Origin of the sequence: Paenibacillus sp. Y412MC10 (genome assembly GCF_000024685.1) — a bacterium.
In the GTDB taxonomy this organism is placed as follows: domain Bacteria; phylum Bacillota; class Bacilli; order Paenibacillales; family Paenibacillaceae; genus Paenibacillus_AQ; species Paenibacillus_AQ lautus_A.
In genome coordinates this window covers 505,191-530,505 of sequence record NC_013406.1, presented here as the reverse complement: position 1 = coordinate 530,505, position 25,315 = coordinate 505,191, and the positions used below count along the sequence as shown (strand labels likewise).

Here is a 25,315-nt window from a genome sequence, read left to right as displayed (position 1 = left end):
GATCAGTCAAGGTTAAGAAGCTTTTGGAGCCCCAGATTCAGCTTCAACACATTCACGCGCGGTTCACCGAATACGCCCAAATCCCGTCCCTCCGTATGCTCCTTTACCAGCTGATCAAGCTCTGCTTCCGCAATTCCGGTTTGCTTGCTGATCCGCGGAATCTGAATATACGCGGCCTGCGGCGATAGGTGAGGATCCAACCCGGAGCCGGAATTCGTTACCAGATCGATCGGCACCTCGCTCACCGGAACGTCCGGGTTGTTCTCCGTCCACGCTTCAATTGATGCCTTCGTTCGTTCAATCAAATCCGGGTTGGAAGGGGCATAGTTATTGCTGCCTGAGCCGGCCCCGTTGTATTCAATGCTGGACACCCTGCCGTGAAAATATTGCGGCTCCGTAAAGTCCTGGCCGATCAATTCCGATCCGACCACCTTTCCGCCCCGATCCGTGACCAAACTGCCGCCGGCTTGCTTCGGCATGAGCAGCTGCGCCGCTCCCGTCGTGACCAGCGGATAAAGAATTCCGCATAACACGATAAATACAAGACTTGTTCTCAGGGCCATGCCCAGCGAGACACGGGCCGCGCCCACCCCGGCGCGAGGGGCCGGCGATGATTTCTGCAATGGCTTATTCATGGTTCCTCGATCCCTTCTTTCATATTTTCCTCAAATAGCAGCCTCCGGGATATCTCGATAGGACGGCTGCTGTTTCCGGCCTAAATCCAGAGATGCACGATCATATCGATCAGCTTAATCCCGATGAACGGCACGATCACGCCGCCTAATCCGTAGACCAGCACATTGCGCTGCAGCAGCTTCGACGAGCTCATCGGCTTATAGGCCACACCCTTCATCGCAAGCGGAATCAGCAGCGGAATGATAATGGCATTAAAGATCAGCGCCGACAGAATCGCCGACATGGGAGAACCCAGTCCCATGACGTTCAGAACGTTCATGCTTGGAATAGCAGCTGCAAACATCGCCGGAATGATGGCAAAATATTTGGCGACATCGTTCGCGACGCTGAAGGTGGTCAGCGCGCCGCGCGTCATCAGCAGCTGCTTGCCGATGGCAACCACCTCGATAATCTTCGACGGATCCGAATCCAGATCCACCATATTGGCCGCTTCCTTGGCTGCGGTGGTACCGCTGTTCATCGCCAGCCCCACATCGGCCTGGGCCAGCGCCGGGGCATCGTTCGTCCCGTCCCCGGTCATCGCCACCAGCTTGCCTTCGGCTTGTTCTCGGCGGATGACGGCAATCTTATCCTCGGGCTTGCTCTCCGCGATGAAATCATCGACGCCCGCTTCACGGGCAATCGTCGCCGCGGTGAGCGGGTTGTCGCCCGTGCACATAATCGTCTTGATGCCCATCCGGCGCAGCTGGTCAAACCGTTCCTTCATGCCCGGCTTCACGGTATCCTTCAGGTAGATCAAACCAAAGATGCGGTTATCCACGGCGACGGCAAGCGGGGTTCCCCCCTCTGTGGCGATGGCGTCGCTATTTGGCGACAAATCCGAAGGGATAGGGCCTCCTTGCGACTGCACCCACGCCTTGACGGCATCCACAGCGCCCTTGCGGACTTTCCGGCCATCCCTCAGGTCCATGCCGCTCATCCGGGTCTCCGCCTTAAATTCGATGAATTCCGCCCCATCCGCCATGCTCTCATCCACTGCGAAACCTTCCTTCCTCAGCAGCTCCAACACCGACCGTCCTTCCGGCGTCTCATCCTGCAGCGAGCTCACCGCGGCCCACTGGGACACCGATGCCAGCGACTCGCCGCCGACGGGAATCAACCGGCTGGCCATCCGGTTACCAAACGTAATGGTACCCGTCTTATCCAGAATCATCGTGTTGATGTCCCCGGCGGCCTCAACCGCTTTGCCGGACATCGCCAGCACGTTGAACTGCGTTACCCGGTCCATGCCGGCAATCCCGATCGCTGACAGCAACCCCCCGATCGTGGTCGGGATCAGACATACCAGCAGCGAGATCAGCACCGGAACGGTCAACTCGATGCCAAGATACTTCGCGATCGGTGCCAGCGTCACAACCACGATCAGGAAGATCAGCGTTAAGACGATCAACAGCGTATTCAGCGCAATTTCGTTTGGCGTCTTTTGCCGGGAGGCCCCTTCGACCAGCGAGATCATCCGGTCGATAAACGATTCCCCCGGATCGCTCGTAATCCGGATGCGGATCGTATCGCTGACAACCCGGGTCCCCCCCGTGACCGAGCTGAAATCGCCGCCGGCTTCTTTAATGACGGGGGCGGATTCCCCGGTAATCGCCGATTCGTCAACGGATGCAAGGCCCGCAATCACTTCCCCGTCCCCGGGAATCATCTCGCCCTGCGCGACCATCACGATATCTCCTTTGCGCAGAGCCGTGGACGACACGGATTGTACCCCGCCGTTCTCCATCACTTTGCGAGCCGTCATTTCCTGCTTCGACTGCTTAAGGGAATCGGCCTGCGCCTTGCCGCGCCCTTCGGCAAGCGCCTCTGCGAAGTTTGCGAACAGCAGCGTGAACAGCAGGATGACGAATACGGTCAGGTTAAATCCGATACTGCCCTCGGTACCGAAATAGGACGGAAATATCGTCATAAGCAGCACGACCAGAGTCCCGGCCTCCACGACAAACATGACCGGATTTCTCATCATCAGGACGGGATTCAGCTTCGTGAAGCTTTCCTTCAGCGCCTGACGGACCATCTCTTGGGACATCGCTTTTTTTCTCGTATTATTCATGGTAATAGGCCACCTTTTCTATTTAACGAATCGTCAGATGCTCGGCAATCGGTCCCAGCACCAGCACAGGCAGGAAGGTCAAGGCACCGATGATCAGGACCACCGCGATGAGAATGCCGGCAAAAAGCTTATTATCTGTCCGGAACGTTCCGAGCGTCTCGGGAACCCACTGCTTCCGCATCAGCGAGCCGCCTACAGCGAGCAGGGCAATCATCGAAATGTAGCGCCCGATCAGCATGACCAGTCCGGTGCTGATGTTCCAGAACGGCGTGTTATCCGCAAGGCCCTCAAACCCGGAGCCGTTATTGGCAGCGGATGACGTGTATTCGTAAAGCACCTGCGAGATGCCGTGAAAGCCCGAATGGGCAATGCCCGGCTGTCCCGCATCCGTCATGAGCGCGAGCGCCGTCGGAGCAAGGATGATCAATGGGTGTACCAGAATGACAATCGCGATCAGCTTCATCTCCCGGGCCTCGATTTTTCTGCCGAGAAATTCGGGGGTACGGCCAACCATAAGACCGGCCAGGAACACCGCCAGGATCGCGTACATGAGCATATTCATCAGCCCGACGCCTTTTCCGCCAAAAACGGAATTCAGCATCATCAGGGACAGCGGCGTAATCCCGCCGAGCGGCGTGAGCGTATCATGCATGTTATTGACCGACCCGGTCGTAGCCGCGGTTGTCACCGTCGTAAACAGGGAGGATTGGGCGATCCCGAACCGGACCTCTTTGCCCTCCATGCTGCCTTGCGAGGCGTCGATGCCCAGCTGGTTTAATGCCGGGTTGCCGTTGGTTTCCGCAGCATAGTTCAAGGACAGGAAGCCGATAAACAAGGTCATCATTACCGAGAATATGATCCATCCCTGCTTGCGGCTCTTCGCGAACAAACCAAATGTGTAAGGAAGCGCCGCCCCAAGACTCCACATGGACAGAATCTCGATCACATTGGTCAGCGGGGACGGGTTCTCGAACGGATGCGCCGAGTTGGCCCCCATAAAACCGCCCCCATTGGTGCCCAGATGCTTGATCGATTCGAGCGCAGCCACCGGGCCCACCGCTATTTGCTGCTCGCTTCCTTCCAGCGTCGTGACGCTGAGCGTAGGCTTCAGGGTCTGCGGCACCTGCAGCGCCACCAGTACCATCGCAATGATGAAAGCAGCCGGAATGAATACACGGGTATGCGCCTTAACGAAGTCCTCAAAAAAGTTGCCGACGGTCGTGCCCTTGCTGGTCACCGCCCGGATAAAAGCAATCGCCACGCACAGCCCGGTCGCTGCGGACGTAAACATCATCATCGTAATGACGGCCATCTGGGCCAGATAAGACAATCCCGACTCGCCGCTGTAATGCTGAAGATTCGTATTGGTCATAAAGCTGATAATCGTATTGAACGACAAGGTTGGTTCCATATGGCCGATACCGCTCGGGTTCAACGGCAGCACTTTCTGCAGCCGCAGAATCAAGTAGCCCGCCGCAACCAGCACGATATTCGTTAACACAAAGCTGACGGCATATCCTTTCCATGTCATCCCCTTGCGTTCTTTTAAGCCGATCAGAGCAAAGATCCGTTTCTCCGCCCAGGAGAACCATCTGTCCGTTCCATTGCTTTCATAACGAAACACCTGATATAGATAAGTTCCCAGCGGCTTGACCAGCAGCACCAGAACGAGTATAACGATGGCAATTTGTAAAATGCCCATGACGAATGCCTTCCTCCTTCAGCCGTTTCCCTAGAATTTTTCAGGGTGAATCAGCGCATAAATCAAATAGAGAAAAATAAAAATCGTGAATATCAACATGATCATCACGGCTGATCAGCCTCCGGTTCCGAAACCACGCGCCCGCACCAGGACATAAACAGCATGAGCAGTCCGTAGGTTCCTCCCAAAATGAGCACCATAACTAAATCCTGCATGAATGTAACCTCCCCTAACTCTTGTGGCGTCAGTCCAAACGCTTAGCTCATTACGGATGCCATCAGAAAGGACACCTGATGATGATTCGTATGAAGCACCACATCGGCACCCAGCCCTTTGTATATCAAGCGCGGATTGCCGGAATGGGTGATCACGTAAATCGACTCCGAGGTCCATGTCCGGCAGATCCGTAAATAGCGGCAGCACAGATTCAAGCTGCTTTCGAACAGAAACACCTTGCTGACGGGAAACTCGGGAATGATCCAGGTCTGCTCGTCTCTTGTATCAATCAAAATGATGGGTCTGCAGCCCAGTTCTCGCAGCCTCTGCTGCTCAGCCCGGTTGTTGGCTATGGCCGCAAACGGAACACGTTTGTGAATCAGCTGGCGGACGAATTCCTCCCCGGCCTTGTTCGGCGCGGATACCAGGATGAATTCCTGTGGTTTCTCCATCTTCGTTTCTCCTCCTAAGGTCAGAAAGAGAAGGCAACAACAAAGAAGCCTGCGGAAAGAGAAGAACTCTTCCCGCAGGCTTCTTACAGGCCACGGTGAAATACACCGTGGCCCAAGTCCACGACAATCGTTGCCTCTCTCGATACGCTTACGAGGTTAGCTGACGGATTCGGGCGTGAGAGTCGCCCTACCCATAGACCGTTATCTTGTCTACAGGATTCACCCCAGAGAGATCAGGTTCATCTCCCGACTGGTTCCCCCGTTCCTTTTCCATTCAAGGACTCAGCGAAAATTAAAAACGAGTAGCATGTTATTCTATTAGCCATTGACTTGTCATCCAGACTGGGCATAACAGCACAGCAACAGGAGGTTCACGCGGTGAGAGTCGCCTCTACCTTCAAATCTCAGCAAGGCCCATGGTGCCTTCTCCTAAGATTCGATCCATAAAGCGCCAGGCGCAGCTCTCACACTGCCTTTACCTTCATGGAACGGCTGCCCGTATGCCTTGGTCGTTGATAACCGTCAATTCATAGTTCGTATCATACGTCCGGCCCTGCAGGATGTAAATGTGAGCAAAAACACATCTGGCGTTATGTCGAACAGGAACCAAGCAGTATTTCGTCTTTATCTTCCGTATACTGCTCTATACTATGTATTTCTCTTGTTTTCTCTTATTTATCGCAATCCAACGAGATACCGAGATTTTGCCACGATAATAGATGACACGGCCGATTGTACGCGTTTTCTTTTACCGTTTTCATCACATTTCGGAATCTATTCGTCCCATACGGTCATTTACTTTTCGTTTCCTCCGGCGTATGATTCATCCATCTATTCGAAACACGTTATACGCCGAGCTCCCGACAGACCGGGAGACGGGGGAACCAAAGTCACCAGTCTTCGATTGGTGAATGGGGTGAATCCGCTGCGCCTAGGATCGAAGGGCCCAGTGGTAGGGTGCTCTCAGTCCGAATCCGTCAGCTAACCTCGTAGGCGCGTTGTTGAGAGAGAATACCATCCAAGCTTTGGCATAGCGGCCGCCGGAATTGGGGCTCTAACCATAAATAGGCCTGGAGAGCGGGGTTTCTCTGCTCACCAGGCCTATTTGCCGTGCATATAACATTCTTATAAAGGAGCGTAGATCATATCATGACGAAACTCATCGAGGCAGCGCTTACACCCGTCATCGAAACCGCAGTGCCTGCATTAGGTGAAGAGACTATCCGCCATATGGAGATATTTCGTTTCGACCGGGGTTCGGCCGAACGTTTTATCCCCTGGAGCGATCACAGCAGGAACTGCGGCTTGTTCAAAATCAGCTGTAAAAACGCATCCGGGTATGCCGAATATGCGCTGCCCAGCACAAGAGAGTTTGCGGATCTGGTTCGCTGGGCATCCGTATTCTCAAGGCTGAGAGGCATGCACGTGATGGAAGCCATTCGCTATGTCCAAAAGCAGCAATGGGGATCCGTACGGATGCTGTTGGCGGTATCGGCCCTCGCCGATTTAGAGGCCAATCAGCATCAGCACATTAGCCGGAAGCGGTTAGGCAGTCTGCCGCTGGAGCGTTCCTTCCTGATGGATTGCTCGGAGGCGTATTATCATTTCTAGGGGCAGCAGCTACAGAGAGCTACTATCCCCGTTTCCTTTGGATTGGGCACTTCTAAGCAGCCTGATGTTTTTTGAAACCATGAAGAACCCCGTCAAAAAGCCACTTATTTCATCAGGCATTTTGACGGGGTTCTGCAATCGGATCCCGCTCACTTGAACATATTTTTGAGCACCATCATCAGATTGGCCGGCTTCTCTGCCAGCCTCCGGGTGAAATACGGGTACCACATCGTTCCATAGGGCATATAACACCGGATACGGTAGCCGTCCTGCGCAAGCGCTGCTTGATCGTTCATCCGCAGTCCATACAGCATCTGAAATTCATAGTCCTGTTTGTCTATGCGGCTCTGCTCGGCAAATACCTTCACCCAGTCGATGATGTTGTCGTCATGCGAGGCAATCGCGACGTAGGCCCCTTGGTCGAAATGCATTTTGACCAATTTCTTGTAGTTGTCAATGACCTCCCGCTTCTGCTGAAAGGCGATGGTTCCCGGCTCTTTGTACGCGCCCTTTACTAGCCGTAAATTAACGCCGGCCCTTAACAGATTCTTCACGTCCTCCTCCGTACGGAACAAGTAGGCCTGCATCACGGTCCCCACATTGGTCAGCCCCTCCTTATGAAGGCGGAGCGTCATATCGATGGTTGCCTGGGTATACGGCGAATCCTCCATGTCCAGGCGAACGAAGTTGCGGTGCTCTTTAGCCTTTCTTACCACCGACCTGATGTTTTCGTAAGCCTTCTCGGGGTCCAGGGCCATGCCCATCTGCGTCGGTTTCAAGGATACGTTCGATTGCACTTCGCGCCTCCCAATCCCTTCCACCAGCTTCAAATATTCCTCTCGGTACCCGGCCGCTTCATCCAGCGTCGTAATGCCCTCCCCCAAATGATCCAGCGTAACGAGAATGCCTTTCGCGTTCAGCCTCTCGATTTCGTCCAGCGCCTCATCCAAGGTATCGCCGGCAATGAATCGGCCAGCCAATTTCCGGCCGTACTTGATCGACAGCCATTTCACGAGTTTATTGCCGGACACCGTCAGGATCACTTTACGGTAAAGCTCGGTTCCGTCCATGCGCGCGCCCCCTTTGCAAGGTAACCAAAATGACTCTATCTAACTCATATGCAAAAATCATGACGGCATGCAGGGAGACATACATATTTAAATAGAGGTTTTCACCAGGAGATCCTAACCATGCCACCATGACGATCCGCAGCTGGACCATTGGCCTGAAGCTTCGATTCATATCATGTTAAGGAGGGGCCTCCCCATGCGAGCACCTTTTCGGAACGAACCATTTATGGACTTCAACAACGAGTGGAACAACAAGTTATACGATGCGGCGTTATCCGGGGTCGAAGCCGAGCTTGGCCAATCGTACCCCTTGGTTATCGGCGGTGCCAAAATCCATACGGAACGTACCGCTAAGTCGGTCAATCCGTCGCGCAAACGCCAAGTCATCGGCGTCGTGTCCCAAGCGGATACTAAGCTTGCCGAGCAAGCCATTCAGACGGCGGCGCGTACCTTTGAGACGTGGAAGCACACCGAGGCGAACGAGCGGGCACGCTACCTGTTCAAGGCCGCGGCAATCATGCGGCGGCGCAAGCTCGAGTTCTCCGCGCTGATGACCCTCGAAGCCGGCAAGACGCGTGCCGAAGCGGACGCGGATACGGCCGAAGCGATCGATTTCATGGAGTTCTATGCACGCGAAATGCAGCGCCTGAGCGCGCCCCAGCCGCTGACGGTCCACGAGGAGGAAGAGAATCATCTCGATTACATCCCGCTTGGCGTCGGCATCGTCATTCCGCCTTGGAACTTCCCGCTCGCGATTATGGCCGGTATGACCACGGCGGCCATCGTCTCCGGCAACACCGTTGTGCTGAAACCGGCGAGCACCACCCCGGTCATAGCCGCCAAATTCGTGCAGCTTCTGGAAGAAGTCAGCCTGCCTCCGGGTGTCGTTAACTTCCTGCCTGGTCCGGGTCAGGAAGTGGGCGACTATTTGGTGGATCACCCTTTGACCAGGTTTGTCAGCTTTACGGGTTCCCGCGACGTTGGACTGCGAATTCAAGAGCGTGCGGCCAAAACGCAGCCGGGGCAGCGATGGATCAAGCGCGTCATCGCCGAAATGGGCGGGAAAGACGCCATCATCGTGGACAACGAAGCCGATTTGGACCTTGCTGCGGATGCGATTACCGCTTCGGCCTTCGGCTTCTCCGGCCAGAAATGCTCCGCCTGTTCCAGAGCCATCGTGCATGAGGACGTCTATGATACCGTGCTGCAGAAGGTCATCGAGCGCTCCAAGAAGCTGGTGATCGGAAGCCCCTCCCATGCCGAGGCTCAGGTGGGACCCGTCATCGACGATAAGGCGTACCGTAAAATTCTCGACTATATCGAAATCGGAAAAAGCGAAGGCAAGCTGGTACTTGGCGGATTTCCGGGCGATCCGGAGGGGTATTTCATTCAGCCTACGATTTTTGCGGATGTGGACAGCACTGCCCGTATTTCCCAAGAGGAAATCTTCGGCCCGGTGGTGGCCTTCACGAAGGCAGCCTCCTTCGACGAAGCGATTCAATTCGCCAATAATACCGATTATGGGCTGACCGGCGCGGTGATCTCGAACAACCGCGCGCATCTGGAGCAGGCACGGCGCGATTTCCATGTCGGCAACCTGTATTTGAACCGGAAATGCACCGGCGCCTTGGTGGGCACCCACCCGTTCGGCGGCTTCAATATGTCCGGCACGGATTCCAAAGCCGGCGGCCGCGACTACCTGCTCTTGTTCACGCAGCCGAAGGTGGTGTCAGAACGGTTCTGAATACGGCATGCCAAAAAACCTCTCCATGATCATGGAGAGGTTTTTGATGTACCTTGTTTTATCGGCATTATGCCCTGGCTTTGCCCTTAATCTCCCGGACTACCTTGCCTTCAAACGATTGGTTCATCCAGTAGGCAAGATGAATGCCTTCCTCGCTGAAGGTGCATTCCGTCGTTAAGTAGAACGGCGTCTCGGTCAGCCTGACGATCAGCTGCAGCGTCCGGTCATCCTTCCAGGTCATGGAGGCAGCATACGCTTGATCCGTCATCATGATCAGCTTCGTGGTTCCCGACTTCCACTCGCTCCGGCCAAGGGCAATCGAGTTGACGCCATGTTCCCCCGTAAGCTCCAACACCCCGCCATCCTCTTCAAACCGGACGGAGAACGAATGCAGCTTCTCCTCGTTCTCTTCGAGATCATAGACGATCCCGGATACGTCCTTCTCAATCGGAGATAACGCCTCCTCGCTTGGCGGATCCAGCTTAAGCGCTTGCAGCGTTTCGGCAAGGGAGGCTGCCGCATCGGCATCGGCCGGCAGCGGATCTGCTCCCATCGCCGGCAGCAAATGCTCCCATACCTCATTCAGCACGGCCTGCATATCTCCAAGGCCGGAAGTAATCGCCAGAACCGCATCCTGCTGCGGGAACACGATGCAGAATTGCCCGAACGCGCCGTCGCCTCGATAAGCGCCGTTGCGGCACATCCAGAATTGATAGCCGTATCCTTCGGTCCAGTCCGAAGTGGAATCCGCAGGTCCGTTGGATATCTGCTTGGAGGTCGCTTCTTCAATCCAAGCCTCCGGAATCAAGCGCCGACCATCCCATTCTCCCTTCTGAAGATAGAGCTGGCCAAACTTGGCGATGTCCTCGGTCTTCAGCTTAAGACCCCAGCCGCCGGTGTTGATTCCCTGCGGGCAGCTTTCCCATGCAGCCCCCTGAATGCCGAGCGGTTCGAACAGACGGGGCTGCAAATAATCCAGCAGCGTAATGCCGGTGACCTTCTGCAGAATGGCCGAGAGCATGTACGTCGCTGCGCTGTTATATACAAAGTGGGTTCCAGGTTCATGCTCGACTGCTTGCTTGAAGAAATCATCCACCCAAATATCGGACTGGATGGCAGGCTCCTGGGCATGTCCCGTGCCCATGATCAGCAAGTCGCGTATCGTCATCGCGGACAGATTCGGGGACGGATCCTCCGGTTTGTTTTCCGGGAAAAAGCCGATCACCCGATCCTCCAGCGTAATCCGGCCCTCCTGGACCAGGAGTCCAATCGCGGTAGAGGTAAAGCTCTTGCTTAGCGAGAACAGCATATGCGGTTTGTCCGCGTCGTACGGCTTCCACCAGCCCTCCGCGACGGAATGCCCGTGCCGAACCAGCATGAAGCTGTGCAGCTCAAGCTCCTTCTCCTGAATCGAGCCGATAAAACGTTTGATGGACTGAGATGAGATTCCTTGGTTTTCGGGGGTACTTCTTGGCAATAATCGAACCGTGTTCGTGTTCATCCTATTCCGCCTCTCCCTGTATAACAAGATAAATTCATCATGACCCTTCCATTATACACCAGATATCGGCGCCGCTTCATCATATCGCACGGTACGGAAGCCCCAACGTTCGCTAATCTCGTTCAAGTCCTCCCGAGCAAGGAAGGCGGCCTCCTGATCACGCCCTCGTGCCAGCTCCTCCCCATCCACTTGAGCATTGCCGCACTGCACCATTTCCTCCGAATACAGCGCCGGATGGGACAGGAAAAAGTACTGTTCGTCCGTCAGGCCGCCAAGCACCCTTTCAAACGACTCGGCCCCGTCCGGAACGCCGCCAGGGAAAAAGTTGTAGTAATATCGGTGGTTGATAAGCCCCTTCGCCTCCATCCAGCGGTCCAGCTCCTCTTGCAGCCCGGGAATGAAGCGCTCGGGCAGCATATGGGAATCCGCGTAAGAAATGTTAAAGCCAGCCGCAGTCAGTTTATCCAGCTGCGCTTCGCACTCCATAAGGATCTCCTGCAGCGAAGGCGGATGATGTTGAAACAAGCTCGGGTCCTGATAGAAGTACCCGGCCCGATCGACAAGCGAAGGAACCTGTTCCTTCGCGGCAACAGGTCCCCAGCGTACGTTATCCCATTCGGCGTTCAGCGTCATATGGAAGCCGAAGCAGATGTCCTTGCGATGCGCCAGCAGCTGCGCGGCCTCGGCAAGATAAGGACCGGGCGCCATAATGGACACATTTTTGATGAATCCGGCCTCAACGGTCCTGGCAATCGCAGCATTGGCGGAACGGCTGGAAGCATAGTCGTCGGCTCTCGTAATGATCCGCCTCATTTCACAGCACCTGCGGCAATCCCTTTGATAATGTATTTCTGCGCGAAAACGTAGAAAATGACAACCGGGATGATCGTCAGCGTCAGACCGGCCATCGCCTGGTTCCACACGATCGTGAATTCTCCGAAGAAATAAAAGGTCGAGAGCGGGATTGTCCGCAGCCCTTTGTCCGACAGCGTCAGCGATGGAAGCAGATAGTCGTTCCACAGCGCGATGACGTTCAGGATCGCGATGGTCACGCTGATGTTCTTCAGCAGCGGGAACACGATCCGCCAGAACACGCCCAGCTTGGAGCAGCCGTCAAGGGTAGCCGCCTCCTCCAGCGCAACGGGCACGGATTTGATGAACCCGTGGTACAGGAAGACTGCCATACTGGACGTAAAGCCGACGTTCATATAGATCAAGCCCTCATGGGTGTTGAGCATCGGAATGTGCAGATTGGTGCGAATCCAGTCCATCACCTGCATCAGCGGCATCATCAGCGTCTGGAACGGAATCAGCATGGTTGCCACAAACGTGAAGAAAATGACCTTGCTCAGCTTATTGTCCGTCCGTACCAGCATCCATGCCGTCATGGAGGCGAGCACGATGACGATGATCACCGAGATGACGGTGACATACAGCGAGTTACCTAGCGCCGTGAAGAAATTCATCTTCTCCATCGCGGATTTATAGTACTCAAAGCTGAAGGAAGAAGGCAGCGCAAGCGCATTCTCATACAGCTCGGCACGATCCTTAAAGGAGTTGATCAGCATGATGAAGACCGGAGACAAGAAGACCAGCGAGGCGAGGAACAGCAGGATATCGAGCAGCCATTTCCCTGATTTCTTCATTACATCTGCACCTCTCTTCTCTTCGTGATGATGACTTGCGTCAGCGTGAGTCCGGCCACAATCAGGAAGAAGATGATCGCTTTCGCCTGACCTAATCCATAATTACCGTAAGCGAAAATTTCGTTGAAAATATTCATCGCAAACATCTCCGTCGCATTGCTCGGTCCGCCCTTGGTCAACGACAGGTTTACGTCATAGATTTTGAACGCCCCGGACAGCGTCAGGAACAGACAGATCGTGAACGAAGGCATTAACAGCGGGAACACGATGCTCTTCAGTCGCTGCCACAGGTTGGCGCCATCGACCTTCGCCGCTTCCATCAGCTCATCCGGAATCCCCTGGATGCCTGCGATGTAGATGATCATCGTATAACCCGCCAGCTGCCAGGTGAATACCGCAACGATCGCATACAGCGCAAACTGCGGATGCAGCAGCCAGTTAAAGAACACGCTGTCGAATCCGGTCTTCTCGCCCAGGAAGCTGAACGCATCCGTAAAAATAAACTGCCAGATGTAACCCAGAATCAGGCCGCCGATCAGGTTCGGCATGAAAAACATCGTCCGCGCCGCATTTCTCGAGCGGAGCTTTGTCGTCACCAGCAGCGCAAAGCCCAGTCCCAGTACGTTGACGCATACCAGCGCGAGCAGCGTGAATTGAACCGTATGCCAAGCCGATGACAGGAATCGGTCGTCCTGGAACAGCTGAACGTAATTGTCGAACCCTACGAATACTTTCGGATTCGCCGGAATGCCGTCCCAATTGACGAAGGAGTACACGATCCCGATAATGAACGGGATGATGACCACGGTCGTGAAAATAAACAGAAGCGGCACCGTAAACAGGGCAAACCAGGCTTTATCCTTTCTTTTGCTCATAATCCATACCTTCTTTCCGTTCCGGATGATTCCCGCAAGGCGGCATCAAACCTTGAAGTCGTGTTAGAAAAAACAAAAGCCTAACGCTCATCATCAGAACGTCTGAGGCTAGGCTTTCGTTTTCATGGAATTGTGATATCAGATGATTGCCTTTCGGCTTCAATTAGATTACTTCGATGCTTTCGCCCATACTTCATCGAGTTTCTGCAGGAACTGCTCGCCTGTCATGCCCGGATTCATGAAGTACTCCTGCGTAGCCGGAGCCAAATCATTGGTGATGATACCCGATGGGAAGTAGTTCAGCGCCCAAGTGATCGTCTCGCCCTTCGTGGTTGCTTCGTGCACCGCTTGAGACAACGGGTCCAGATCGCCTGCTTCAATGTTCGTTAAAGCCGGGATGAATTTGAAATCGTCCACGATGGCCTTCTTGCCCGTCTCGCTCGTGAAGAGCCAGTTCAGGAAAGCGTTTGCGGCTTTGACTTCCTCAGCGTCCGCCTGATTGTTGACGACCCAGTAGCTGGCTACGCCTACGGCGATCTTATCGTTGCCGGCAAGCGGGAACGGCATCATGCCGACTTTGGAGCCGAAATCGCCGAAGTCCGCAAGCATGGAATAACTCCAGTTGCCCTGATGCACCATGGCCGTTTTTTCCGTTGCAAAGTCGCCCATCTGGCTATCGTATTTCACTTCCAGCGGATTCTTGGTGTTGGCCTTGATGACATCCATGAATTTCGCCCATTCCTGGAACTCCTTCGTGTCGGCCATCTTCACTTCGCCCTTGTTCAGCTGGTCGATGAAGGCCAGCGGATCGGATTGAAGCGCAAACGGCGTGTTGATGATGTGTCCGATCAGGAAGTAAGCCTCCTGGGACAGACTCAAACCGTTCTTGCCGTCAGCCTTCAGCTGCTCCAGCGTCTTGGTGAAGGAGTCCAGGTCCTTCATGTTGGCCGGATCCACCAGATCCTTGTTATATACGAGACCGAAGCCTTCTACGCCGTACGGAACGCCGACGGTCTTATCTTCGACCTTCAATTCCATGTCCGGCGCAATGTTCTTAACGTACTCCTCGCCGCTCAAATCGGAAAAATAGGATTTCAGCTTCTCGGACTCGGGTCCAGGAGCCACGCTGAATATCGTTGGGCCCTGGTTGCTGCTGAGCTTCGCCACCAGCTGCTGCGAATAAGCGTCGCCCGCGGCACCCCATACCTCAACCTCGTTGCCGGTTTCTTCTTTATAGGTTTTAACCAAGGCTTCAAGAGGTTCCGTAATTTCGACTTTCGATTGGAAGAGGGTTATCTTCTTCAGCTTATCTCCCCCATCTCCTCCGGCTGCTGCTCCAGAATCTTTGTCAGATGTACCGCCGCAGGCCGCGAGTGTCGCAACCAAAGCCGTTGCCGTAAGTATGCTCAATACCTTTTTTACTTTTTTCAAGTGACACGCCTCCCCCTCAAGGACTCTATAAAGTAAAACGTTTACAAACCCATCATAGGGCGGTTTACCTAGAATGTCAATAAAAAATGTACACGTTTTCATAAAAATACTAAGTAAAAAAACTAGTAAAATCTATGATATTTTACTAGCTGTAAAAATAAAGTTTATCTCACCGTTTTTCTCCACTGGATCGTGGCATTCAGTTTAAAGGGCTCCCTGCCCGTCGTGCCCTTGATCATCTCGAGCAGCTCCTTCGCCGCCAAATAACCGCTTTCATAACGCGGGATCGCAATGGTCGTCAAGCCGGCCATCGCCGCCGCGTCCGAATTATCGAAGCCGGTGATCGATATGTCCTCCGGCACCCGTATGCCGTTCTCTTCCAAAGCTTTGATCGCGCCCAGAGCCATATTGTCGTTAGCGCAGACCAGCACTTCCGGCAATGCGTTGCTAAGGATCAGGATCTTGGCCGCCTGATATCCGCTTTCCTCGCTGTAATCGCCATGGAAGTAATTCCGCCTGTCAAACGCGATGCCATTCTTCGAAAGCGTATCCATAAATCCGGCGAAGCGTTCCTTATGATCCAGGGTAAACTCCAGTCCGCCAATGTATCCAAAGGTTCTGAACTGTTTATCCACCAGCGCCTGAACCATTTCGCACATCACGGGGTAATTGTCCACGATCACGCTTTTGGTATTGGCATACTCGTTGTCGATAATCCGGTCCATGAGAACGACGGGGAACTGCGGCGTGGCTACCGAGACTAAATATTCGTCCGTCATGTTCCGGTCGAGGCTTATGGTACCGCTTGCAAACTTGCTGCGCATAAAATTGGTGCTGGATTTATTCGTGCAGATGATGAGGTCGTATCCATTCTCCGTGAGGCAATGGCTGATCCCCTTGATGATTTTTAAATAATAATCGCGATCAAAGTCGCTGAAGACGAATATAATCGTGTTGCTTTTATCGGATTTGGTTGACTTATGCGGAAAATAGCCGTGCTCCGAGCATAACCTCAGCACCCGCTCCCTCGTCTCCCGCCCCACGTTCTTGCGCCCGTTCAGCACGTTGGACACCGTAGACACCGAGACCTCCGCGAGCTTTGCAATTTCCTTCAAACCACTCATGAATCCTATCCCCTCTCCAAAGGCGTTAGTAAATTTAATATAACATGGATTTATTTTTAATAAAATTTACTTATTTTGCTGGGACAAGATTTTTCTTGGATTTCCCCCTTGTCATAACTTATCGTGATACCTGCTCAGGCCAGAAAACCTTTGCTTGTCATGGCAAAAAGCAGGCCGCACGAATGGCATCGTCGCGACCTGCTAAATTCGAATATATTAGGTTTCTTGCCTTTATGCGGTACCGCACCGCTCCTTGATCATGAATGGATCTTTTGTTACGTCCACTCGTCCAGGCCGGTTCACCAGATAAATGCCAAGCCCAATACAGACTGTTCCGGCCAAGGTGTACCAATGCAGCTGCTCGCCTAGTATAAGCCATCCGGATAATACGCCGAACACGGGAATGAGGAATAGATACACGTTAGCTTTATTGGGATCGCTGTTGCGCAGCACATAATACCAAGTGACGAATTGGGCAATCGAACTCATCAGAATCATCCAGCCTAGAACAAAGAGCTCCTTCAAGATCTGAGATGAATCCCATACAAAATGCGGCTGCTCCAGCAGCGGGCTTGCGATGAGCAGGAGGATGCCTCCGATCAGCATCTGATAGGCAGCCATGACCCAAGCGTCAAACTCCTTGCCCCAACGGGAACTTAGCAGCGTCGCCATTCCCCAAGCCATCCCCGCGCCCAACGCAAACCAGAATCCGCTCTGCATCTGCATCTGCAAGCCTTGCGTAATGAACACGCCGATAAAACCGATGATCACGCCCGCCCACTGAAGAAGACGGTACCTCATACCGAAGATCAGGAAGCTGAACACGATGAACCAGATCGGGTTGCTGGAAGATAAAACCGAGGAGCTGCCGGAGGAAATGGTCTGCATGCTCAGGTAGATGCCACTCATCACGAGTGCCGATTGAAACAGACCGATCGTTGCCAGCTTCAGCCAGGCAGCGCCGCTCCTGGGATGGGGCCGCCTTGCAATGAAGGGCAGCATCAGAAGCCCCGCTCCCACGAACCGGATCGCCAGCAGCACGAATGGGGAACCGAAGGACAGCGCCATTTTGCCGATCGGGAAGTTAAGTCCCGCGACCAGCATCGTAAATATCGTCAGAAACAGCATACGCGGTTTGCTCATGCCAATGATTTCCCCTCTCCTTAACTAGGTGTATCCACAGTTTATTCCGACCTTCGTATCATGTAAAATAATTAAATAAGATTCGAACCATCACTGTGAATGATGGATATAAGGAGGCTGCTAAGGTGGAGAGTGGAGATCTGAAGATATTCCAGGCTGTTGCCCGTGAAGGAAACATTACCAAGGCTGCCGCAAGCCTGGGTTACGTGCAATCGAACGTGACCGCTAGAATCCGGCAGCTTGAATCCGAGCTGAACACGCCCCTGTTCTATCGGCTCAGCCGCGGCGTTGCCTTAACCACGGCCGGCTGTAATCTGCTCAAGTATGCCGATCAGATTACGCGTTTGCTTGACGAAGCCGTGAAATCGACGCAATTCTCGGAAGAACCGACGGGACCGCTGCGAATCGGCTCATCGGAAACCACAGCCGCGGTACATCTTCCCGGTATCATGCTGGATTATCATAAACGCTACCCTAATGTGAAACTGTCATTGATTACAGGCCATAGGGCCGACTTGATTCGAGCCCTGAACGAATATGAACTGGACGGGGCGTTTATCAGCGGACCTCTGGATTACCCGGACTTTAACGAAATCCGGGCCTTTGACGAGGAGCTTGTCCTCATCTCGGAACCCACGGAGGCTGCGCTTCGCGATTTGCTCACCAAACCGCTGCTGTTCTTTGGCAGGGGCTGCTACCACCGTAAACGGTTGGAGCAATGGCTCCATGAGGAGAATGTGGGGCCCATGAACATTATGGAGTTTGGCACGCTGGAAGCCATCATGGGCGGTGTGGCCGCCGGGCTGGGTATCTCGCTGTTAACGCGTTCTTCCGTCCAGGACTGGGTGGATGCCGGGAAATTGCAGGCCTTCCAAATTCCCAAGCGTTACCGCAGCTCCAAGGTCCATTTTGTATTCCGGCGCGACCTGTTTCGCACCAGCGCCTTTAATCATTTTATTAAGCCGTTTGAGAAGACCGAATAAATACTTCCACCGGAACAGGAAACAAAGAAACCGTGGCCCTAAGGGTCACGGTTTCTTGATGAGCCAAGCACGCTTATCCCGGAATTCGATTTGCCGAAGGCAACAGAAAATCCGACACCTCGGGAGCCAGCACTTCCGGCGCCATCACGACGGCAGAATGGTCCTGACCAGGCAGCATCCGGTGCTCGCACTGAGGGAGCAAGTCGACCAATGCGCTAGCGGCCCCATGGAACATGGACCCGCTGTTCTCGCCCGTCATCACCATGACCGGGACATCGACATCCCAGCGATCCGTCGGCAGCGGTTGACCGGATTGCGTGCTCCCCATAATCATGCCGTCATAGGCCAATGTATGCGCCATGCCCTCCATGACCTGCCAAGAAGGATCTGCCTTCATGAATTCTACATATTCCGTTGGGATCCCCAGCGCGGCTGTCATGAAATATTCTACGGCTTCGCTGCGCCGATTCCCTGCCATCAGCGCATTCAATTGCTGCACGTATTCCGCCGGTACGGGTGCACGGCTGTCGTCAATGATAAACGGCGGCTCGTATAGAAACAGTTTACTAACTTTACTGCCGCCAAGTCTGCTCGCTGCATCCAGAGCCAGAACAGCACCCGAGGAACTTCCGAATACATACGCGCTGCCGCCCGCCTCCTGAATAAGGGCATCGATATCTTCGATCTCACGTTCAACGGCATACGGAACCGCATCCGTACTGCTGCCCCGTCCCCGCCGATCATAATTGTAGACGGTGAAATGTTCAGACAGAAACTCTCCAAGACGCGTTGTGTCGTTGTGATCCGAAGCTGCGGCAGCTACAAGAATGACAGCCGGACCAGTCCCTTTCTTTTCATAAAAAATACGGGTACCGTCATTAGACATCACGTAATTCATGATCATCTCTCCTTTTATTGTCCTTTATGTACAAACTTATTTCGTTCTCAAACCGTTCCAGCGTATCCGCGTATCCTTCCACCATTCCCATGCCTTCAGCAGCCTCCAGCTGCTCTACGCTCGCAAAATGGGTGATGATGCTTAATCGGGTCCCATCCTTGACTGTTTCGAATGTAACCGAGGTCAACATGTCGCTGCCTGCAACGGGATTCCAGTCCTGATCGGTAAATGTATCCGTATAAACGAGCTTCGATAACTCCGCCACTTCGGAGTAAGTCGCCTTGCAGAAGGCTTCTTCCCCTTCTCCCGCCGCATCGGGAGCCAGTCTGTAGCGCCATACGCCGCCCGGTCTGACATCCATCTCATATACCGTCGCATTCCAGTTTTTTGGTCCCCACCAGCGTTCGATGTGTTCCGGCTTCGTCCATCCCTGCCAGGACAGCTTCAGAGGTATCGATACGACACGCTCCACGGTCAGCTTCCGCTGCTCCCGGTCTTTCGTGATGATGGTCTTCCTGCCCATGTGAATTCCTCCTATCTGTGAAATCGGCTCTGCGTGCAGAGCCGCATCTTCCTGTGGAGCTAGTAAAAGAATTGGCTTAACTCTCCTCTCCGTTAAAGTCGCTCATATAGTCCTCGAACTTGTCGAGTCGCTCCTCCCACAATCTGCTGAACGAATCGAGCCAGACGTCCAGCTCCTGGAACGGCTGGGCTTCGAGACTATAAATGCGCTGCTGTGCGTTCTTGCGGACTTTTACGAGCCCGGCCTCGCTCAGTATCCGCAGATGGCGGGATACTTGAGGCTGGCCGATACCCAAAGCCTCTACGATGTCGCTGACCGATCTCGACCCTTGCTTTAAGAGTTCAACAATGTTGAAGCGGTTCGGCTCCGAGATCGTGAAGAGGGTTAATTGCATAGCTGAAGTATTCATGGCTATAATATACACCAATGCGTATATATGCGTCAATGTATATATTATTTTTTTCAATATGCTTTTGACATCAAAAAACGAGACAGCACATCAACTCCCTTCGCTCGCAAGCTGCATGATCTAGCGGATGCCCGACGAGGGTGATCATGAACCATTGGCTGGTTAACCCTATCTCCTGTCCCAACACCGAACAACATCAAACAAGAGGCCCCCGGATAGGAGCCTCTTGCTGTAAATCCTCTTTATATCATGACGATTCAAAGCTATAAAGCTTTCAGGACATCCTTATGGCTGAATGGACACTTGGTGCAGCTGCATGATGCCGTTCGGATGCCGCCAGAAGCCTTCCACCTTGCTGCTGACTCCGTTTAAATACTCCTGATGATGGATATAGAGCATCGGCGCTAACTCAACCAGCTTCTCCTGCGCCTGTTTATAGATGAGCTTGCGTTGCTCCGGATCGTTCTCTTTACGCCCGGCATCCAGCAGTTTATCCAGTTCCGGATCCTTCGTGAAGGTACGGTTACCCGGCTCCCCTACATTCTTGGAATGGAATAACTCATACATGCCATAGTCGGCATCGGCCGTTACCGTGGACCAGCCGAGAACAAACATGTCGTGCTTGCCTTCTGCGGTTTGGGCCAAATACGCACCCCACTCGACCACTTCGATTTTGACTTCGACGTTCAATTCCTTCAACTTGGATTGTACGTACTCGGCGATCTTAATTCGTTCCGGGTTGTCATTGGTCCAGATGGTCGTTGAGAAGCCACCCTCGTATCCGGCCTCTTTCAACAGCTCTTTCGCTTTGTCGATGTTATGTTCGATCGGCTTAACGGTAGCATCATAGCCGTTCACGTCCGGTGCCAGCGGACCAACGGCAGGAATGCCCGTGCCTTCGTAGATGCCCGAGATGATTTCATCCTTATTGATGGCCATCGACAAGGCTTGCCGCACCCGCACATCGTTAAACGGCTCCTTGTTGTTATTAAATCCGATATAAGACAAGCTGAGCGAAGCCTGGCGGTTCAGGGACATGCCGTCCGTGCTCTCGATACGGCTGATGCTGCTCGGCGACACCGGGTCGATAATATGCGCATAACCGGTTTCCAGCTCCGCGATCCGCGTTCCCTCTTCGCTCACCACCTTGAACGTGACCCGTTCAACCTTCGCTTTATCTCCCCAATAATCAGCGTTCGCCACCAGCTTCACTTCCTGTCCCGGGTTCCAGCTCTCTAGTTTGAATACGCCCGTGCCAACAGGGTTCTGCGCCAGATAAGCGCCTGCCTTCTCGCCTGCCTTCAGCTTCTCGTAATCCAGCTTGATGGCTTCCGCACTAACCATGCTGACCGCAGAGTGGGCCAGATGGGCAAGCAGCGGCGAGAAAGCATACTCGGTCACGAGCTGTACCGTATATTCGTCAACGACTTTAACCTCTTTAATCATGCCCACAAGCGAAGCGCGCGGAGAAGCAACCTCCGGATCCTGCATACGGTCGATGTTGGCTTTGACCACCTCTGCATTGAATGGAGAGCCGTCCGTAAACTTCACGCCTTGTCTCAGCTTGAACTCCCAGGTCAATTCATCGATTGCCTTCCAGCTCTCGGCGAGCCCCGGTTGAATATTCAGATCCTTATCATGAATCACCAACGTGTTATAAATATGCGTTGTCATTACGCTCGTTTGCTGGTCCGTCGACATATGAGGGTCCATGGATGGCGGATCAGAAAGCCAGGCAATCACAAGCTCATTCGCACCGGTGTCGGTTGTTGCTTCGGGAGGATCTTTAGCCCCCGGTTCAGGTGCCGGCGTATTGGTGCCGCTTGGCGGCGTTTCCGGGTTACTGCTCTTGCTTGGACTGCCGCACGCCGACATCAGTACGGTCAGCATGACCAGAATGCAGACAAGCCATTTGAATCTTCTATTTCCTGTCATGTGAAACAAACTCCCCCTTCTCAATCAAAATAGGAAAATATTTTATACACAGTTAACATATATTTTACTATTTGATATTTATACCAGAAGAAGCCAGATTTACCTCACGTTTATACGACATCAATGCTGACATCCATACTTGGAGAAAGGATGATTTCACGTGCCTAACATGACCGCTGATGCCAGAACAACAGAATCGCTCCCTAGTGGAACCCGCCTTGTACAATGGAAATCTTTCTACCACCGTCTGAAGAAGAACAAAGCGGCCTTATTCGGGGGCTATTTTCTCCTGCTGATGATCCTTATCGCGATTTTCGGCCCCCTGCTCACCCAGTATGATCCGACCAAAGTGGATTATTCTACGAAACTGCTGAAGCCGTCCGCCGACCATTGGTTTGGTACGGACCACAACGGGCGGGATATTTTCACGCGGATTATTCATGGCATGCGTCTCACGCTCTCGGTCGGCTTTATCTCGGTGATCATCGGTGCAGCCTTTGGTGTCGTGCTCGGAATCATCTCGGGCTATTACGGAGGTAAATGGGATGCGATCATTATGAGAGTGACCGATGTCATGCTGGCGTTTCCCGGCATTCTGCTGGCATTGGCGGTTGTCAGCGTCCTTGGAAAAAACCTGTTCAACGTGATCATTGCCGTCAGTATTTTTTCGATCCCTACCTTTGCCAGAGTCGTTCGGGGCTCCACGCTGGCCGTCCGCAAGCTCGAATATATTGATGCTATGCGTTCGTTGGGCGCCAGCGATGGCCGAATCATCTTCGGGCATATTTTGCCGAATATCACATCCCCTATCATCGTGCAGGCGACGCTGCGGATTGCGGTAGCGATCCTGACCGCCAGCGGCCTGTCCTTCCTCGGTCTTGGCGCGCAGCCGCCCACGCCGGAGTGGGGAGCCATGCTGAATGATGGGCGCAACTATATCATGGACCACCCTCATGTGGCCCTGTTTCCCGGCTTGTCGATCGTGTTCGTTGTCATCGCATTTAATCTGCTGGGTGACGGTTTGCGGGATGTCCTTGACCCGAAAATGAAAAAATAATGAAGGGAGCTGCCGGGCCATGCTCATCTATTCCATTCGAAGGCTGATTCAAACGATACCTGTCGTCATTGGCGTGACCATCGTTGTCTTCCTGCTGATGCACCTCATTCCGGGAGATGCGGCGCAGGTCATTATCGGGGAAGGGGCGCCCAAGGAGCAGGTCGAGAAGATCCGCGAGAACCTCGGATTGAACGATCCGCTGCCGCTTCAGTATTGGAACTACGTCAGCGGTTTGCTTCAGGGGGATTTGGGAGATTCGATCCGCAGCAGTCGCCCCATCGCCGATGAAATTTTCAAAAGCCGGTTCTGGATCACCGTTGAGCTTGCCGTGTACTCAACGATCCTGGCCGTATTCCTCGGCATTCTGGCCGGCATCATCTCCGCCGTCAAAAAAAGCTCCCCCGCCGATATCGGCGTCATGTTCATCGCCCTGTTCGGGCTGTCGATGCCGAACTTCTGGCTGGGGCTCATGCTGATCCAATATTTTGCCGTGGATCTGGGCTGGTTCCGTCCCTCCGGCTGGGGCACGTGGTCGCAAACCGTCCTGCCCGTGATCACGCTCGGGACCGGGGGCGCCGCGATTATTGCCCGAATGACCCGGTCCAGCATGCTGGAGGTCATCGGCCAGGACTACATCCGAACCGCCCAGGCAAAGGGCGTCCGGGAGCGCGTCATCATCTACCGGCATGCCTTGAAAAATGCCATGATTCCCGTCATTACCGTCATCGGCCTGGAATTTGGAGGCCTGCTGGGCGGGGCGGTGCTGACCGAGTCCGTATTTGCCGTGAACGGCATGGGACGGTACGTCATCGACTCGATCCGGGCGCGGGATTTCCCGGTCGTACAGGCAACCGTGCTTGTGCTCTCGATCATGTTTGTACTCGTGAATCTGCTCGTGGACATCTCCTACCGGTACTTCAACAAGCGCATTGATTTCGATTGATTGGCGATTTTTCGTCGATCGCTGGTTGAGTGTAGGCGGACACGGCGGGATTCGCTATCTGCCGAAAATCGAGCTGTTTTGGGCTCATTGCGGACTTATATTATAAACCGCTGATTACTGTAATTGAGCCGTTTGGGGAGCCCATCCGGACACACGATCCGCTATTTGCCGATAATTGGTACAATTTCGAGGCTATGCGGACATTTAACCCGCTAATTAGTGTACTCGAGCCATTTGGAGAGCCCGAGCCCGTCCGGACACATGATCCGCTATTTGCCGATAACCGACCTATTTTCGAGTCCACGCGGACACACGATCCGTTAATGCGCTCTAAATCACGGATTAATCCTGAAATATCTCGCAATAACGGATCTGGTGTCTCAACCTGCTGCTAAAAGGCAGAAAATCAAGTAATAGCGGAACCAGAGTCTCAACTACGCTAATGCGGCCAACTGAGTTCATTTTAAGTCCATGCACACCCGAGTTTACAGAAGCTACGGGCCATCACTAATCACTGTAATCCTGCCGTTTGGGGGCTCATTCGGACACACGATCCGCTATTTGCTGATATCCGACCTATTTTTCGAATCCATGCGGACATTCAACCCACTAATTACTGTAATTGAGTCGTTGGGTAGCCCGTGCGCACTTACGATCTGCTAATCGAGCCATTTGGGGAGCCCGTCCGGACACATGATCCGCTATTTGCCGATAATCCACCTATTTTCGAATCCACGCGGACACACGATCCGTTAATGCGCCCGAAATCACCGATTATTCCCGGAATATCTCGCAATAGCGGATCTGGTGTCCTCAGCCTGCTGCTAAAAGGCGGAATTTAATGAAATAGCGGAACCAGAGTCCTCAACTAGCTAATGTGGCCAACTGAGTTCATTTTAAGTCCATGTACACCCGAGATTACAGAAGCTACGGGTCATCACTAATCACTGTAATCCTGCCGTTTGGGGGGCATTCGGACACACGATCCGCTATTTGCTAATAACCGACTATTTTTCGAATCCATGCGGACATTCAACCCACTAATTACTGTAATTGAGCCGTTGGGTAGCCCGTGCGCACTTACGATCTGCTAATCGAGCCATTTGGGGAGCCCATCCGGACACATGTTCCGCTATTTGCCAATAATCGACCTATTTTCGAGGCTATGCGGACACACGATCCGTTAATGCGCCCGAAATCACCGATTAATCCTAAAATATCTCGCAATAGCGGATCTGGTGTCCTCAACCTGCTGCAAAAAGGCAGAAAATCAAGTAATAGCGGAACCAGAGTCCTCAACTAA

22 protein-coding genes and 2 riboswitches are annotated in these 25,315 nt (G+C 53.4%); of the genes, 5 read left to right on the top strand and 17 right to left on the bottom strand.

The window, feature by feature from the left end; translation table 11 throughout:
• Positions 1-2 precede the first annotated feature (2 nt).
• From kdpC to GYMC10_RS02235, 5 genes are all read right to left on the bottom strand, one after another.
• Positions 3-635, bottom strand: a complete 633-nt coding sequence (kdpC, locus tag GYMC10_RS02250; protein ID WP_012818652.1) for a potassium-transporting ATPase subunit KdpC — start codon at positions 633-635, stop codon at positions 3-5.
• Positions 636-715: 80 nt separating this feature from the next.
• Positions 716-2,749 (bottom strand): potassium-transporting ATPase subunit KdpB, encoded by a 2,034-nt coding sequence (gene kdpB, locus GYMC10_RS02245; RefSeq protein ID WP_012818651.1) that lies wholly within the window; start codon positions 2,747-2,749, stop codon positions 716-718.
• A 22-nt stretch (positions 2,750-2,771) separates the two neighbouring features.
• The gene (gene kdpA / locus GYMC10_RS02240; protein WP_012818650.1) at positions 2,772-4,451 is read right to left on the bottom strand and encodes a potassium-transporting ATPase subunit KdpA; all 1,680 of its coding nucleotides are present in this window, start codon (positions 4,449-4,451) and stop codon (positions 2,772-2,774) included.
• A 30-nt stretch (positions 4,452-4,481) separates the two neighbouring features.
• Complete coding sequence (locus tag GYMC10_RS33250; protein WP_353057785.1) at positions 4,482-4,550, bottom strand: potassium-transporting ATPase subunit F; 69 nt, start codon at positions 4,548-4,550, stop codon at positions 4,482-4,484.
• 158 nt (positions 4,551-4,708) lie between these two features.
• A complete protein-coding gene (locus GYMC10_RS02235; protein WP_012818648.1) occupies positions 4,709-5,119 on the bottom strand; it encodes a hypothetical protein in 411 nt (136 codons plus the stop codon).
• Positions 5,120-5,248: 129 nt separating this feature from the next.
• Positions 5,249-5,417, bottom strand: a riboswitch (cyclic di-AMP (ydaO/yuaA leader).
• 542 nt (positions 5,418-5,959) lie between these two features.
• Positions 5,960-6,132, top strand: a riboswitch (cyclic di-AMP (ydaO/yuaA leader).
• A gap of 136 nt (positions 6,133-6,268) precedes the next feature.
• On the opposite strand from GYMC10_RS02235, the gene GYMC10_RS02230 reads away from it, so the two are divergent.
• Positions 6,269-6,730 carry a hypothetical protein gene (locus tag GYMC10_RS02230; RefSeq protein ID WP_012818647.1) on the top strand — a complete coding sequence of 154 codons (462 nt, stop codon included), beginning with the start codon at positions 6,269-6,271 and terminating at the stop codon, positions 6,728-6,730.
• Positions 6,731-6,879: 149 nt separating this feature from the next.
• Here GYMC10_RS02230 and GYMC10_RS02225 read toward each other — a convergent pair whose 3' ends face one another.
• On the bottom strand, positions 6,880-7,800 hold the full coding sequence (locus GYMC10_RS02225; RefSeq protein ID WP_012818646.1) for a proline dehydrogenase family protein: 921 nt from the start codon (positions 7,798-7,800) through the stop codon (positions 6,880-6,882).
• A 196-nt stretch (positions 7,801-7,996) separates the two neighbouring features.
• On the opposite strand from GYMC10_RS02225, the gene pruA reads away from it, so the two are divergent.
• Entirely contained in the window at positions 7,997-9,544 is a 1,548-nt protein-coding gene (gene pruA, locus GYMC10_RS02220) for an L-glutamate gamma-semialdehyde dehydrogenase (RefSeq protein WP_012818645.1), read from the top strand.
• A gap of 67 nt (positions 9,545-9,611) precedes the next feature.
• Here the strand turns inward: pruA and GYMC10_RS02215 are convergent, their stop codons facing one another.
• The 7 genes from GYMC10_RS02215 to GYMC10_RS02185 form a co-directional block, all read right to left on the bottom strand.
• Complete coding sequence (locus GYMC10_RS02215; RefSeq protein WP_012818644.1) at positions 9,612-11,045, bottom strand: serine hydrolase domain-containing protein; 1,434 nt, start codon at positions 11,043-11,045, stop codon at positions 9,612-9,614.
• A gap of 51 nt (positions 11,046-11,096) precedes the next feature.
• A complete protein-coding gene (locus GYMC10_RS02210; RefSeq protein ID WP_012818643.1) occupies positions 11,097-11,858 on the bottom strand; it encodes a polysaccharide deacetylase family protein in 762 nt (253 codons plus the stop codon).
• Entirely contained in the window at positions 11,855-12,691 is an 837-nt protein-coding gene (locus GYMC10_RS02205; RefSeq protein ID WP_009595886.1) for a carbohydrate ABC transporter permease, read from the bottom strand. The genes GYMC10_RS02210 and GYMC10_RS02205 overlap by 4 nt, the downstream gene beginning before the upstream one ends.
• Positions 12,691-13,566, bottom strand: a complete 876-nt coding sequence (locus tag GYMC10_RS02200) for a carbohydrate ABC transporter permease (protein ID WP_012818642.1) — start codon at positions 13,564-13,566, stop codon at positions 12,691-12,693. The genes GYMC10_RS02205 and GYMC10_RS02200 overlap by 1 nt, the downstream gene beginning before the upstream one ends.
• A gap of 168 nt (positions 13,567-13,734) precedes the next feature.
• A complete protein-coding gene (locus tag GYMC10_RS02195; protein ID WP_012818641.1) occupies positions 13,735-14,997 on the bottom strand; it encodes an ABC transporter substrate-binding protein in 1,263 nt (420 codons plus the stop codon).
• 164 nt (positions 14,998-15,161) lie between these two features.
• Entirely contained in the window at positions 15,162-16,121 is a 960-nt protein-coding gene (locus GYMC10_RS02190) for a LacI family DNA-binding transcriptional regulator (protein ID WP_012818640.1), read from the bottom strand.
• A 231-nt stretch (positions 16,122-16,352) separates the two neighbouring features.
• Complete coding sequence (locus GYMC10_RS02185; RefSeq protein WP_012818639.1) at positions 16,353-17,264, bottom strand: DMT family transporter; 912 nt, start codon at positions 17,262-17,264, stop codon at positions 16,353-16,355.
• Between the two features lie 125 nt (positions 17,265-17,389).
• Here GYMC10_RS02185 and GYMC10_RS02180 point away from each other — a divergent pair, with 125 nt between their 5' ends.
• Positions 17,390-18,247 (top strand): LysR family transcriptional regulator, encoded by an 858-nt coding sequence (locus tag GYMC10_RS02180; RefSeq protein WP_012818638.1) that lies wholly within the window; start codon positions 17,390-17,392, stop codon positions 18,245-18,247.
• Between the two features lie 73 nt (positions 18,248-18,320).
• Here the strand turns inward: GYMC10_RS02180 and GYMC10_RS02175 are convergent, their stop codons facing one another.
• The 4 genes from GYMC10_RS02175 to GYMC10_RS02160 form a co-directional block, all read right to left on the bottom strand.
• Positions 18,321-19,145, bottom strand: a complete 825-nt coding sequence (locus GYMC10_RS02175) for an alpha/beta fold hydrolase (protein ID WP_012818637.1) — start codon at positions 19,143-19,145, stop codon at positions 18,321-18,323.
• Positions 19,126-19,668 (bottom strand): SRPBCC domain-containing protein, encoded by a 543-nt coding sequence (locus GYMC10_RS02170; RefSeq protein WP_012818636.1) that lies wholly within the window; start codon positions 19,666-19,668, stop codon positions 19,126-19,128. The genes GYMC10_RS02175 and GYMC10_RS02170 overlap by 20 nt, the downstream gene beginning before the upstream one ends.
• A gap of 76 nt (positions 19,669-19,744) precedes the next feature.
• Entirely contained in the window at positions 19,745-20,077 is a 333-nt protein-coding gene (locus GYMC10_RS02165) for an ArsR/SmtB family transcription factor (RefSeq protein WP_119850358.1), read from the bottom strand.
• A 285-nt stretch (positions 20,078-20,362) separates the two neighbouring features.
• On the bottom strand, positions 20,363-22,012 hold the full coding sequence (locus GYMC10_RS02160; RefSeq protein WP_012818634.1) for a glutathione ABC transporter substrate-binding protein: 1,650 nt from the start codon (positions 22,010-22,012) through the stop codon (positions 20,363-20,365).
• Positions 22,013-22,172: 160 nt separating this feature from the next.
• Between GYMC10_RS02160 and nikC the strand changes: the two genes are divergently transcribed.
• Both nikC and GYMC10_RS02150 read left to right on the top strand, forming a co-directional pair.
• Positions 22,173-23,069: a nickel transporter permease gene (nikC, locus tag GYMC10_RS02155; protein WP_012818633.1), complete on the top strand. Its 897-nt coding sequence runs from the start codon at positions 22,173-22,175 to the stop codon at positions 23,067-23,069.
• 19 nt (positions 23,070-23,088) lie between these two features.
• Positions 23,089-24,012: an ABC transporter permease gene (locus tag GYMC10_RS02150; protein WP_012818632.1), complete on the top strand. Its 924-nt coding sequence runs from the start codon at positions 23,089-23,091 to the stop codon at positions 24,010-24,012.
• Positions 24,013-25,315: the final 1,303 nt, after the last annotated feature.

What these genes read in the sequence shown, in the direction of transcription:
- kdpC (WP_012818652.1), bottom strand. Translation starts at nt 635, where the DNA reads ATGAATAAGCCATTGCAGAAATCATCGCCGGCCCCTCGCGCCGGGGTG.
- kdpB (WP_012818651.1), bottom strand. Translation starts at nt 2,749, where the DNA reads ATGAATAATACGAGAAAAAAAGCGATGTCCCAAGAGATGGTCCGTCAG.
- kdpA (WP_012818650.1), bottom strand. Translation starts at nt 4,451, where the DNA reads ATGGGCATTTTACAAATTGCCATCGTTATACTCGTTCTGGTGCTGCTG.
- GYMC10_RS02235 (WP_012818648.1), bottom strand. Translation starts at nt 5,119, where the DNA reads ATGGAGAAACCACAGGAATTCATCCTGGTATCCGCGCCGAACAAGGCC.
- GYMC10_RS02230 (WP_012818647.1), top strand. Translation starts at nt 6,269, where the DNA reads ATGACGAAACTCATCGAGGCAGCGCTTACACCCGTCATCGAAACCGCA.
- GYMC10_RS02225 (WP_012818646.1), bottom strand. Translation starts at nt 7,800, where the DNA reads ATGGACGGAACCGAGCTTTACCGTAAAGTGATCCTGACGGTGTCCGGC.
- pruA (WP_012818645.1), top strand. Translation starts at nt 7,997, where the DNA reads ATGCGAGCACCTTTTCGGAACGAACCATTTATGGACTTCAACAACGAG.
- GYMC10_RS02215 (WP_012818644.1), bottom strand. Translation starts at nt 11,045, where the DNA reads ATGAACACGAACACGGTTCGATTATTGCCAAGAAGTACCCCCGAAAAC.
- GYMC10_RS02210 (WP_012818643.1), bottom strand. Translation starts at nt 11,858, where the DNA reads ATGAGGCGGATCATTACGAGAGCCGACGACTATGCTTCCAGCCGTTCC.
- GYMC10_RS02205 (WP_009595886.1), bottom strand. Translation starts at nt 12,691, where the DNA reads ATGAAGAAATCAGGGAAATGGCTGCTCGATATCCTGCTGTTCCTCGCC.
- GYMC10_RS02200 (WP_012818642.1), bottom strand. Translation starts at nt 13,566, where the DNA reads ATGAGCAAAAGAAAGGATAAAGCCTGGTTTGCCCTGTTTACGGTGCCG.
- GYMC10_RS02190 (WP_012818640.1), bottom strand. Translation starts at nt 16,121, where the DNA reads ATGAGTGGTTTGAAGGAAATTGCAAAGCTCGCGGAGGTCTCGGTGTCT.
- GYMC10_RS02185 (WP_012818639.1), bottom strand. Translation starts at nt 17,264, where the DNA reads ATGAGCAAACCGCGTATGCTGTTTCTGACGATATTTACGATGCTGGTC.
- GYMC10_RS02175 (WP_012818637.1), bottom strand. Translation starts at nt 19,145, where the DNA reads ATGAATTACGTGATGTCTAATGACGGTACCCGTATTTTTTATGAAAAG.
- GYMC10_RS02170 (WP_012818636.1), bottom strand. Translation starts at nt 19,668, where the DNA reads ATGGGCAGGAAGACCATCATCACGAAAGACCGGGAGCAGCGGAAGCTG.
- GYMC10_RS02165 (WP_119850358.1), bottom strand. Translation starts at nt 20,077, where the DNA reads ATGAATACTTCAGCTATGCAATTAACCCTCTTCACGATCTCGGAGCCG.
- GYMC10_RS02160 (WP_012818634.1), bottom strand. Translation starts at nt 22,012, where the DNA reads ATGACAGGAAATAGAAGATTCAAATGGCTTGTCTGCATTCTGGTCATG.
- GYMC10_RS02150 (WP_012818632.1), top strand. Translation starts at nt 23,089, where the DNA reads ATGCTCATCTATTCCATTCGAAGGCTGATTCAAACGATACCTGTCGTC.